The 12,778-nt window shown below is 36.2% G+C and carries 10 protein-coding genes; 8 read left to right on the top strand and 2 right to left on the bottom strand.

Annotated elements, in window-relative coordinates:
* Positions 1–3 precede the first annotated feature (3 nt).
* Entirely contained in the window at positions 4–621 is a 618-nt protein-coding gene (locus ACRYLU_RS07730; RefSeq protein WP_445080832.1) for a hypothetical protein, read from the bottom strand.
* A 589-nt stretch (positions 622–1,210) separates the two neighbouring features.
* Between ACRYLU_RS07730 and ACRYLU_RS07725 the strand changes: the two genes are divergently transcribed.
* The 8 genes from ACRYLU_RS07725 (at position 1,211) to ACRYLU_RS07690 (ending at position 11,505) form a co-directional block, all read left to right on the top strand.
* Entirely contained in the window at positions 1,211–1,516 is a 306-nt protein-coding gene (locus tag ACRYLU_RS07725) for a hypothetical protein (RefSeq protein WP_038601515.1), read from the top strand.
* Between the two features lie 60 nt (positions 1,517–1,576).
* Positions 1,577–2,422, top strand: coding sequence for a WxL domain-containing protein (locus ACRYLU_RS07720; protein ID WP_038601514.1), 846 nt, complete (start codon positions 1,577–1,579; stop codon positions 2,420–2,422).
* Between the two features lie 28 nt (positions 2,423–2,450).
* Positions 2,451–3,242 carry a WxL domain-containing protein gene (locus ACRYLU_RS07715; protein WP_179884601.1) on the top strand — a complete coding sequence of 264 codons (792 nt, stop codon included), beginning with the start codon at positions 2,451–2,453 and terminating at the stop codon, positions 3,240–3,242.
* A gap of 37 nt (positions 3,243–3,279) precedes the next feature.
* On the top strand, positions 3,280–4,038 hold the full coding sequence (locus tag ACRYLU_RS07710) for a WxL domain-containing protein (protein ID WP_038601512.1): 759 nt from the start codon (positions 3,280–3,282) through the stop codon (positions 4,036–4,038).
* A gap of 37 nt (positions 4,039–4,075) precedes the next feature.
* Positions 4,076–4,831, top strand: a complete 756-nt coding sequence (locus ACRYLU_RS07705; RefSeq protein ID WP_260311107.1) for a WxL domain-containing protein — start codon at positions 4,076–4,078, stop codon at positions 4,829–4,831.
* Positions 4,832–4,867: 36 nt separating this feature from the next.
* Positions 4,868–9,817 (top strand): beta strand repeat-containing protein, encoded by a 4,950-nt coding sequence (locus ACRYLU_RS07700; protein WP_445080831.1) that lies wholly within the window; start codon positions 4,868–4,870, stop codon positions 9,815–9,817.
* Between the two features lie 122 nt (positions 9,818–9,939).
* The gene (locus ACRYLU_RS07695; protein WP_260311109.1) at positions 9,940–11,112 is read left to right on the top strand and encodes a DUF916 and DUF3324 domain-containing protein; all 1,173 of its coding nucleotides are present in this window, start codon (positions 9,940–9,942) and stop codon (positions 11,110–11,112) included.
* A gap of 81 nt (positions 11,113–11,193) precedes the next feature.
* Entirely contained in the window at positions 11,194–11,505 is a 312-nt protein-coding gene (locus ACRYLU_RS07690) for a helix-turn-helix domain-containing protein (RefSeq protein WP_003130721.1), read from the top strand.
* Positions 11,506–11,580: 75 nt separating this feature from the next.
* Here ACRYLU_RS07690 and queA read toward each other — a convergent pair whose 3' ends face one another.
* Complete coding sequence (gene queA / locus ACRYLU_RS07685; protein WP_058205807.1) at positions 11,581–12,618, bottom strand: tRNA preQ1(34) S-adenosylmethionine ribosyltransferase-isomerase QueA; 1,038 nt, start codon at positions 12,616–12,618, stop codon at positions 11,581–11,583.
* Positions 12,619–12,778 lie beyond the last annotated feature (160 nt).

Here is a 12,778-nt window from a genome sequence, read left to right as displayed (position 1 = left end):
TTTTCACTGACAGCTAGAATAGTGATTTCTGTCAGTAATTTTAGGTTCAATTATTTCTTGAAAAATAACTTTATTGACCGTTTTGGATTGGTCAGCAACTTTATAGAGTGCATTACGTTGAAGGGTTTGAACTTGAAAAGTGTGAGTGATATTCAAAGATTTATTCAGATTATCAGTAATAATTTGATTGGGGTTAAAAGAAATATCATCGGGAATCAAAGAAAGAATTGCCGATTTTTCATAGTAGCGTTCAGAAATGTTTTGATTTGCAACATGAAAACTTAAAGCTTTAGGGACTTTGGGGGTTTCAATAGGAAAACCAGCAATGACAGCATTAAAAGAAATATGTTGACCAAAATTAACTTGCTTACTTTTATATTTTTCAAGTTCAGCCCTAAGCAAAAGTTCAGCTTCCTCAAAATTTAAATTAGGTTGATAATAAAATTTCTTGCGAATATTATTGGTAATCAATTCAAATCCGGTAATTCCAACAACAAACCCATTTGGATTACTTTCAAATTTTTTAAAATGACTTTGGGTAAGAACTTCGTTGGTTGTAATTTGTCCATCTGAAATAACACTGATGAAATCAGGCAACATAACAATATTTATAAAACTCATGGTATAAAATCCTTAAAAATTTCTGTCAGCAAAGTATCTAGTAAATTTTACTGACAGAAGAAGTGGTTGATTTTCAAATGTTTCTTATCATTGTATCACTTTTGGGAAATTTTATACTATTTTTTTCATATTAAAAAACAATTTATAAAGTAATAAATTGTTTTTTTTTTAGTAAATATGAAGATTCATTAGAAAAATAGAAAGTAAAAACTTTTTATTAGTGGTGTTCTTTCCGAAAAACTTCAATTTTTCGGAAAGAACATCGTTTAACTAATCAAATTTTCACTGTAGAATTACTTTGTCACTAAAAAAATTAGATACATACAACTATATTATATAATAATAAATTATTTTGTACAAGATTAACTACACAATTATTAATAAATATATCTGTAAAATTACACATTACTCTATTACCTAAACAAATCAAGACCTAAAATTGAGCAAAAATATTGCAATATAATGAAAAATTTTCCGAAAAATTGAAGTTTTTCTGAAAATTACATTAGAATTTATAGAGAAAGAGAGGTCTTTTATTGATTACAAAGATAAAAGTTTGTAAATGTAAAGATTAAGAAAGGAAAGAATATTGAAAAAATTAGTATTGATTATTTTATTGCTATTCTCATCGTCAAATTTATTGATGACCACGGGTTCAGCAGATACAACAAGTTATGATACAAAAGGTCAAGTAGGATTTACGGGAAATTGGGTAGGACCAGAATCAAGTTCAAGTAGCAAAGAAAATCCTAAAAAAGACCTTCCAATTACTCAGACCATACTTCCAAAAACAGGAGATATGGAATTCTCATCAAGGGTAACTAGTTATGTTGGCTTATTAATTTTGGCAAGCATAATAGTTTATAAAAAAGAAAGAGGGAGGTTAACTTTATAAAAAATAAATAATAGTCGATTACTGCACCTTTTTTAAGGATAAAACAAATGGAGAAACTTAATGGATAAACTAATTTTAAAATCAACAACACTTCTTGCCGGCATACTGATTTCTGCTCCAATGATAATCACAACCGCTAGTGCGGCAACTACAGGTGGAGATTACACTTCAAGTGCAAATTTGACTTTGCAAGCAGGAACTGGTCCAGTCGACCCTCTTGATCCAACAGACCCAACCAATCCTGTAACACCAGTAGACCCAGGTACTCCAGGCGCTTCTGGAAATCTTACTGTCGATTATGGTTCAACACTTTACTTCGGAACCCAATCAATTTCCACTCAATCTAAAACTTATTATGCACATCCTGATATGGTAAAAGATCAATCTAACGCTGTAAAAGTAGTGCCTAACTATGCTCAAGTAACAGACCAATCAGGTGAGCTATCAGGTTGGACATTAAGTTTAACACAAGCTTCAGATCTTCATATGACTACTGGAACTTCAACAGATCCTGGATATGCACTTAGTGGTGCACAAATTAGCTTTACCGGAGGCACTCTCCTTGGAGGAAATGGGATTGCCGCTGGGAAGCCAAGTGATGTTGTCGCTTCAGGAACGCTCACACCAGGAGTAGCAACAAAACTAGTTTCAGCTGCAAAAAATGAAGGAGCAGGAACTTGGTTGTATAATTTTGGTGATGTAGATGCCTATGATGCAAGTTCAGTTGATACAGCCAATACCACAGATCATACTAAAGTGGCGACAAAATCAGCAATTAGTTTGGCTGTTCCTGCAGGTTTGATTGAGAAAGCGGCACCATATACTACAGATTTGTATTGGAGCTTGCAAGCCGTTCCAGGAAATGATTGGGATGGAAATACATCTGCGGTTACACCAGCACCGTAAGTCTGATTTTGATAAATGGAGAGAATAAATGAATAAAATTTTATTAAAATCAATAGTACTACTAACTACTGCATTAATCGTGGGACCGATAATTACCAGTGAAGCTGATGCCGCAAGCACCGGTGGGGATTATACATCAAATGGTTATGTTAACTTTGCTGAAGGAGACAATACTGGAATTGACCCCGTTGATCCTTTAGACCCCTCTGTCCCTGTAGGACCAACAAATCCTGATGGAACTGACCCAACACCCGGAACAGGAGGAGCACTTTCAATCGATTTTGCTTCAAGTCTAAGTTTTGGAACACAAAAAATTTCTTCAAAGGATGCTACATACTATGCTCATGCACAGTGGATTAGCAAAGATAAAGATGGAAGTGCAGTTGATATGACACGCCCTAATTATGTTCAAGTTACTGATACACGCGGAACCTGGGATGGATGGACCCTAACTGTTGCAGAATCCGATCAATTTCAAAATACTTCAGGAGAAAAGCTAACCGGAGCAGAACTATCTTTTAGTAAAGGTTATACCGATGGAACCACTGCTGCAAAACCCGGTTATATCAATAACACTAATTTTGTTGTTAGTACAGCTGCTAGCAAAATTTTAGGAGCTGGTCCAAATCAAGGGATGGGAACTTGGGTATATGGTCTAGGAGCTAATGCAGATTACCAAGAAAATGGTGGAGCGCATCTGGGTAATGAAGCAGTTTCTACAGCATCACCAATCAGTCTTAAAGTTATTGCTGGTACAAATAAAGCGACGTCATATACGACACAATTAATTTGGTCCTTAACGAATACCCCAGGAAATTAAATGTTTATAATTTCTAAACTATGAAAAGGAGGGTACTGTGAAAAAAATAAGATGGTTAAGTATACCTCTCATCTTAATGACATTAGGATTGGAAATTCGAGTTAATGCAGCAGAAGTCCAAAGCTATAATTCGCAAGGAATAGTTGGTTTTGGTCCAGGTAGCGGAATTCAACCCCCTGTTAACCCTAACAAACCTGATCCAACTTTACCTGTATTTCCACAAAATCCAGATGGTTCAAAGCCTAATCCAGGGGGAAATGGCTCACTGACAATTGATTTTGCTTCAAGTTTTGACTTTGGAAATCATAAAATTTCTAATAAAGATCAAACATATTTAGCTAAAGCCCAAAAGTATTTTGATTCTGAAGTTTTAACACCGAATTATGTTCAAGTAACCGATCGTCGAGGAACATTTTCTGGTTGGAACTTAAAAGTAGTCGAGAAAACACAATTTATTCAAATTGACTCAGGCCCTCAGAAGTACAAAGTACTTAAAGGAGCCACTATTAATTTAAAAAGTTCAGAAACAGCTTCTTTTACTAATGAAGAATCTCCCAAAGCACAAACAATTTCGGGACTTATTCCCGGTGTTGAAACTCAAGTAGCTCTTGCCTCAACTGGCGAAGGAGCTGGAACTTGGGTAATTCGGTGGGGAAATGATTCAATGGTCACTGAAGATGGCTTAACAACAGCAGTTTCATTATTTGTTCCTGGAGATACCCCCAAGGATGCAACTGCTTACACTACAACTTTAAATTGGATATTGTCTGATTTACCGACAAACGTGCCAAATTAATTTGTAACACACATTATTATAGAAAAGAGGACATTATATGTCTAAATTAGTAACAAAATATATCTCTCTAGCAACTTTAGGGCTATTAGCAGCATCAGTAACTCCACAAATTGCCAGTGCAGTTACAACACAATCATATGGCACGCAAGGAGAGGTAACTTTTACCGCCGGAACAGATACCACAGGTCCAGTTGACCCGCAAAACCCAACTGTTCCAGTAAAACCAACGGAGCCAGATGGTGTAAATCCAGTAGGACCGACAATGCCTGATAGTGGTTTAACTATTGTCTATGCCTCAAGTTTTGATTTTGGAAGTCATCCTGTAAGCAATAAAGCAGAAGTTTACAATGCTGCTGCACAAAAATTAGATGATAATACGACACGGACCAACTATGTTCAAGTTGCAGATAATCGTGGGACTTTCTCAGGTTGGAATTTAAAAGTTCAAATGACCGACTTCACAACAGCAGATAGCAATTTAGTAGCGAATGGTCATGGTACATTAACAGGAGCAACAGTGACTCTAGGTGATGCTGAGATTCAAGGAGCTGGTACAGCAAACCCAGCAGATATTTCTTCAGCTACTACAGTTTTGACGCCTGGAGTACAATCGGCAACAATATTGGGAGCAACGGCTGGTCACGGCTCTGGTAATAGTTTGCTTGACTTTGGAGGAAAAGATGGAGCTACAAAGGACACAGCCATCCAACTTTCTGTTCCAGCAGGTGTGGCAGGTGCAGCCAAGTATACAGCAGATTTAACCTGGACACTTGACGATACACCATCTAATTAATATTTTTAGTGGTGAGAAACAAGCAAGGGAGATTTCATGCAAAGAAAATATAAATTTAAACTTGTGACTTTTATAATGTTGCTATCACTGTTACCGACGATAAATTTTAATGGATTTTCTTCAGAAAGTAAAAAAGAAAATGTTAAGATAAATTCTCTTGAAAAAATGCTTTCTTCTCAAGGGGTGTCAGCAGCAACTCAGACACTTATAAATAGTCAAAGCGTGAGTCCCAGTAGCACTACTTTCAATGGAAATTCAGTTTCACAACCAAGTCGTACTCCACTTCCACAAAATTCAGTTGAAGATGCAATAATGCCTAATAGCTTTGGATGGCAACAAACTATCGCTAATCTAACGTTACCAACTAATCAAGTTACTGCTGTACAAAATGGAACAATTGTAGGAAGTTATCCAACTACAGATGCTGGTGTTCAACAAGCGCTTTATGCAATGTATAGTGCAACTAATGCTAGCACTTCGGATTTTGTTTTATACTATGGAGCTAATACAACACTAAGTAATTCAGTCCTAAAAGCAGTAGTTTCTAATCCAAGTGCGACTAATATGACATTTAGCACACTAAAAGGGCATGCTAAAAGTTTAACCTGGATTTCAAATCCAGCCGATCTACTTACGAGCTCAAATAGTTCTCAGCCCTCAGGAACAAATTATACTGTAACCTTACCTTCAAATGTCTATTTTGGAGTTCCAACTGTTTTTCGCAATGTAACCGTAGCTGCAAGTGGGGATAATATTTATGCCCAAGGGAATGCATTTGCAACAACAAATGGCTCATGGATAACTGGTGCCCCTAACATTTATGGTGGAACGGACAATAGTGATATATCTGGAAATACAAACCTATATATTGGAGCAACAGGAAGTACTGCGGGCTGGAATATCTATGGTGGTAATGCATCGGCTGGAACAATATCTGGTAATACTCATGTTACGATTGCCCAGTCATCATCTACTATAAATAGTGTAACTGGTGGAAGTGCATCAGGAGCAACAATTTCAGGGAATACAAACCTTGATATAAGTGGAGCTATTGCTTCTCAGATAACAAATATCTACGGTGCTGGAATTGGTACTTCTAATTCTCCTGTTAATGTGAATGGGAATGTTACAACTTATGTTAACTCAACAAATGGAAGTGCAAGATACCAACTTTATCAAGGTGGAACAGTTTATGGAAATATAAGTGGTTCAATCTATAATACTTTAAGTGGGGCAGGAGGATGGACTGGCGCAACTAGTAATATAAATGGTGCTGGTGGTCCAGCATCAACTTTTAACGGAGGTTCATTCCAAGGGAATATAGGGACATCTGGTGCCGGAAATGTTATCTCAAATAGTTACAATACATCATCCTTCACAACAGGTCAAGCTTTATTTACAGGTGGTAATGCTGGAACAGGAGCTTCATATGCTCAGGCAACCAACGCCACTACCGCGGCTCAAGGGATATTATATGCTAATATTACTAACTATATTAAATCTGCTTTTACCACTGGAACAGCTGGGGCAGTTTATGGAATAGTTGGTGGTAATGGTCATGATTCTCTAAAGATTTCTCCATCACAATGGGGACTTGGAAGTCAGACTGGTCTTGATAGTGCAGTGGGTGTAACAGATGCTAAAGCTTACGGACAGCTTCCATCTACCACTGTAGTTTCAAATGCCCAAAAAATTACTAGTAATGCAATTTATGGCGATGTTTATACTTGGTTACAATCAGGTGTTATGTCAACAACATCGGGTGGTGGAGCAAACGATTGGACAGGTTATTCATATGGTGCAAGTTCAAATGGGTATCTTCAAGGACAATCAGTTTTAGAAGCTGGAACGGCAAATGCTGATAATTCTGTTGGAGGTGCCGGAGTAGTATATTGTAGTGCAATGGGAGGTACCGCAGAAACAACTCTTGCAGCCCAAGGAACAGTTGCTTATGGTAAAACTGATACAAGTTCTGCCATTAATTCCGGCTGGGATTTATGGGGAGGCGGAGGAACGGTATGGACCTATCGTCAAGCCTTTTTACAAAACGGTAATTCCTATCTTATTCACAATAATGATATTGCCCGTTGGACCTATGGAGGTCAATCTAATGGTAGTCAGGTCGGAAATTCATACAATATTTTGAATGGGGCTATTGTTGATACTCTTGAAGGTGGTGGTTATACCGCAACTACAAAATGGGGAAATACTACAGCACAAGTCAATCAAGGGCAAGTCAATTGGTTCTTGTCAGGCGGTTCTTGGGGAGATTTGTATAATACTGGAAGTGCAACAGTAAATGTTTACAACGGATATATCAACGCTATTACCGGTGGAAACTATGGCCAAGCTGGAGTAGAGACAATTGCTGGTGATTCTACAGTCAATGTTTATGGAGGTGATTTCTCAGGTTCGCCAAGAACAGGAACAAAACAACTTTGCGGAGGTCCGTTCTTTAATGGGGCATCCTCGATTTTAGGAAATACAGCTTTAAATGTTGATTTGACAGGTTCAACTGGCTCAAGCTTCCAACTTCCTTCTGGTACATATTTATCAGGAGGAGCAGGTTATAACAATACGGTGACTCACGTTGGTTCTGGAGTAAATAACAGTATTAGTGTCAATATATCAGCAAATGCTGCATCCGGAAATGTCTTAAATGGTGCTGTTATTTACGGCGACGGGCAGTCAACTGGTTCAAATAGTACATATACAAATGTTGGTACAATCAACATGACCATTAACGCAGATGGCAACACTGTAGGTTCGGTTTATGCAACTAATTATGTAGCCATGCCAGCCTCAGGTCAAAGATACAATACGAATATAAAAATTGGGGATGGTACTACCATTTCTGGTACGATAACATCCGGAGGAAGTAGTGATAATCTAACTGATGCGATTGCTGTAGCTAATAACAATAAATCGGTTATTACATTAGGAAATAGTACTTCACATAACCCAATTACTATCAATGGTTCACTCATCAATTTTAATAGTGCAGAAATTACAGAAAAAGCAGTAGTGAATGTAGCAGGTTCTTTTAAAAATGGAGGTGGAGCTACAGCAGCAAACCACGCTGCAACTTACTCCAAACATGGTTCGATTCAAATGGATACTGATTCTACTCTTGGAATTACTTCAACATCATCAGTTGTATCAGCAAGCCAATTGGTTGCCTATCCAAATGCAACACTTTCTACACCCTATGTCCAAACATCTGGATTGATTAATTTATCCGATTTAGATCTTTCAACCAACAAGGGTAATCTATTTTGGAAGCCTATCGGTAATCCACCAACAAGTATTAGTAATAACTATAACGGAGCTTATTGGGGAACACAAGCGGCATTCCCAATTTTGACGTTTAATGGTGGAGATAGTTCTACAAAATCTGGTGCAGTAAATATTAGTCCTAATAATTTTTCTGGTGTAGATTCAGCCAAAAATTATGCATTTTTAGGGGATTATACAATGTCTTCCCTCTCCAACCCAAGTAATCCAACTTGGATTGGTTATGTTGTTCCAGGGCAGGTACGTATATATAATACAACTGGTGATGCAGATTCAGGAAATTGGCAACATCATTTAAAATCTAATATTACAACAGGAAACCCCGTTGCTGGTCAAACGATGCAAGCATGGGCTTCGGTAGCATCTGATACTGATGCAAGTTCTATCAAAGTAATGTATGTGATGGGATATAGTGATAGCACAACAGCTCCCTTTAGCTTCACTGCTAAAGCACCATATTACATAAAATCTAGAACAGCCATGGCATTTGATGGAAAGGTTTTAAATAATTATCCATCAACTAATCCTAATTTTGATGTCAATGCTGGAACTACTGGTGCTACACGTAACTTTGGTACGAGAGACTATTTTGTAGGAAATCAACAAGATGGCACAAACGATCAAGCAATATATGGAAGTTATATTGTACAAAATGTGGTTACTGATAACACCACTAGTCTAAGTGCTGGAAACTATATCCTACCGAATAAAGGTTCGGCAATAAATGCATCATCATTGACTCAAGCACAACTCCAAAAAATTGTTGGTTTAAAAGGAGTGGGGGTAATGACAGATATTACGACGAGTGGTGATCCATTAAGTTCAATAAATAATGCAGGTAATACAATTCAAGATCCTACAACTAGTGATACTAATGTAAAAGATAAATCATATGGAGAAATACCCGTGACCTGGACTTTGGGAAAAAGTTCTACTAATAGTAACATTGTTGTTTTACCACAGGCAGCAGTTATTTCATCAGATAGTCAGACAGCTCTTAATGTTTATGATGCAAGTATGACAAGTGATGATGCACACGATTTAAAAGATCAAAAAGATCTGGATGGTAATTGGACCTATGCTTTAGCTTTTAAAGCGGATGGAACGATAGAAGAACCAGTGATTAGCAGTCCGTCAAATTTGGTTACAACCTTGCAAACTATACAAGCCAATAATCCAATCATTGATGGAGATGGTAATATTCGTCCTGTTACTTATACTTATAATGGATTATCAAAAGATATTACACTTAATTTAACTTTTGGCTCTATAAGTCTTTCTACACCAAATTCTTACGACTTTGGTACATTAGACGTAAGTCCTAAACCATTAATTTCATGGGCCACAAGTCCTTCCAGTGATGTGGTTGTTACGGACACACGGACAGGTTCTGCCTTGAAGCCATGGTATGTGAGTGTCGCACAAACTCAAGATTTAAAAGGTTTAACAAATAATAATAATTTGGCTTCATATCTTTTCTTCAAAGATAGTACAGGAAGTAAAGTAATTACAAGTGATGCCTTACAGATTTATGCCAATACTTCACCAACTACTGGTACTTTTAAGTTAAATCAAAACTGGAATTCAACCTCTGGTGAAGGAATCCAATTGAATATTCCAGTTGATCATCAAGAGAAGGGAACCTATGAGGGACAATTAACTTGGTCTTTAAATAATGTACCTTCTAATTAGTTGCGTTTAGCAATTTTATACAAAGTAGGATTAGCCCTACTTTGTATAGCGGACTTATTTTAATTTTATTATAAGATTTTAATCAAAATACTACAGAGATGTAGTTCTAGAAAGAGAACATAATGAAAATTTATCAAAAAGTTTTACTGTTCATTGCCACTATCTTTACTTTAGGGACTGTCAGTAAAGAAGTTCATGCAAATGAATTTAATTTTTCTGTGAACCCGGTTCTTCCAGAAAACCAAATTGGCGATAGCGGATACTTTAATTTACAAATGAGTCCAGGACAATCACAAACTTTGACGATTACTCTGAAAAATACTACTGACAAAACAGTAGTAGTTGAAGAAGAAATAGCTAGTGCTACAACAAATATTAACGGTGTGGTTGAATACTCACCAAATAAAATTAAAGCAGATTCAACGCTAAAGTATAATCTAGTAGACTATGCCTCAATTCCAAAAGAAGTATCACTACAACCAAACTCTTCACAGCAAGTAAAAGTGAGCGTTACTATGCCAAAGGAAAATTTTAATGGTGTAATTGCTGGTGGAATTACTTTTAAAGAGAAGGACTCGGAGAAAACAAATTCAAATTCTAAGGGATTAAGTATTCAAAATAAATATGCTTACGTTGTTGCTTTATTGATGCAACAAAATAAAAATACTGTTGCGCCTGACTTGAAATTAAATAGTGTTGAGCCTAGTCAGGTTAATTATAGAAATGTAATCAATGCCAATTTACAAAATCCAAAGGCCGGATATCTAAATCAAATGTATGTTCAAGCAGAGGTCAAAGGTTTAAGTAATTCTAAATTATCTTATAAGGCAAACAAAGAGATGCTGCAAATGGCACCAAATAGTAATTTTGATTATCCTGTTTTTATTGGTGATGGAAATAAGCTTGAAGCGGGTAAGTATCGTCTATCAATGACAGTTTATGGGCAAAAAAATAATGACGGAAAGTTCACATATGTTGATTCAAAAGGAAAAGAACAAAAATTTGATTATCAATGGAAATTTACAAAAGACTTTACAATATTAGGTAAAACAGCAAGTAAATTAAATTCAAAAGATGTAACTGTTAAAAAGACTCCATGGTATGAAAATTGGCTTATCTGGTTAGGTTTATTATTAATTCTTTTAGCTCTTTTCTTCTTGTTCTTTATTTTATGGAAGAAACGTAAAAAAGAAGAAGAGGAGCAAGATTTAGAAAAAGAAAAATTAAAAGCTCAACTTGAAAAAATGAGAGAGCAAATAAGTAAAGAAGATAATTCTGATGAGAGAGACGTTTAGGTTCTACTTAGATTTTCGAATCATGATTATTTACATCTATTAAAGTTAAGTAAAAGTAAAACAAATTGCAGGAGGTTTTTTATGGCCGAGAATCAGCTATTCTACCCAAGGTTAGAAGAATTAATAAGAATATCAAAAAAGTCTTTTAATCAAGTTGAAAGAGATTTAGGATATCCTAGAAATGCGCTTCATAATTATAAAAACGGTGTGGAACCTTCGGGAATTCGATTGATTGAATTGGCACATTATTTCGGAGTAACACCTGAGTATTTGCTAGGAATAAACAATGACCCAAAAAATAATGGAACCAGAATTATTTTTGAAAGTCTTAATGATTACCAGAAAAAAGATTTATGCATTATTTGTCAAGAATGGTTGTTGTCTTCAAAATAGAGTAAAGAAAGTATAAACTATAAATAAAAAAGCCTTATAAGGCTTTTTTATTTATAAAAATTAATTAGAATTTAATTATTTTTTGGGGCGAACGAACATTGCATCCCCAAAACTGAAGAAACGATATTTTTCATCAATCGCATGTTGGTAAGCGTCAAGAACAAAATCACGGCCAGCAAAAGCAGCGACTAACATGACCAAAGTTGATTTTGGTAAATGGAAATTGGTGTTAAAAGCATCAACAACTTTCCATTCATAGCCAGGTTTAATGAAAATGTCAGTCCAGCCAGAATCGGCTTGGATATCCCCATCAAATTTACTACCGATGGTTTCCAAAGTACGGATTGATGTTGTTCCAGAAGCAACAATTTTGTGTCCACTAGCCTTAACAGCTCTCAATTGAGCAGCCGCCTCTTCAGTTAGACGATAAAATTCGCTGTGCATTTGATGCTCATCAACATTATCCACACTGACAGGACGAAATGTTCCCAAACCAACATGAAGTGTTAATTCAACAATTTTGACTCCTTTGTCAGCAATTTTTTCTAACAATTCAGGTGTATAATGCAAACCAGCAGTTGGAGCAGCAGCAGAACCATTCTCTTTTGCAAAAACTGTTTGATAACGTTCTTGATCCTCGAGTTGTTCGTGGATATAAGGAGGAAGTGGCATTTCGCCTAAGCTTTCCAAGATTTCAAGGAAAATTCCATCGTATTTGAATTCAACAATTCGTCCACCATGTTCAAGGACTTCTACAACGACAGCTTTCAAACGACCATCACCGAAAACGACTTCTTCACCAACTTTCATTTTGCGAGCTGGTTTTGCCAATGTTTCCCAACGATTTTGCCCCATATCTTTAAGCAAGAGGAGTTCAATATGTCCACCTGTTTCAGCGCGTTCACCGTGGAGACGAGCTGGAAGTACCCTTGTGTTATTTAGAACAAGAGCATCGCCAGCTTCAAGTTCATCAATAATATTATAGAAATGTCTATCTTCAAGCTCTTCAGTTTTAGGATCAAGAATCAACAAACGTGATTCAGAACGTTTTTCCAAAGGCGTTTGGGCAATCAATTCTTCTGGCAAATCAAAATCAAAATCATTTATATTCATAAGTTGTTTTTATTTTACTCCATTCCGTAAAAGGATTCTAAAATACATTTATTTCAAATTAGTTTAGTTGATTTAAAGGTAATTTTTCTCTCAAATCACTAAATCAATTGGTTGATAAAAAAGCAATGCATATTGTTTTATTATATCATTTTTTGGATAG

The sequence above is a fragment of the Lactococcus sp. KTH0-1S genome, assembly GCF_052544945.1.
The sequence above is the reverse complement of the archived record's forward strand: the minus strand, read 5'-3'. Positions and strand labels throughout refer to the sequence as shown.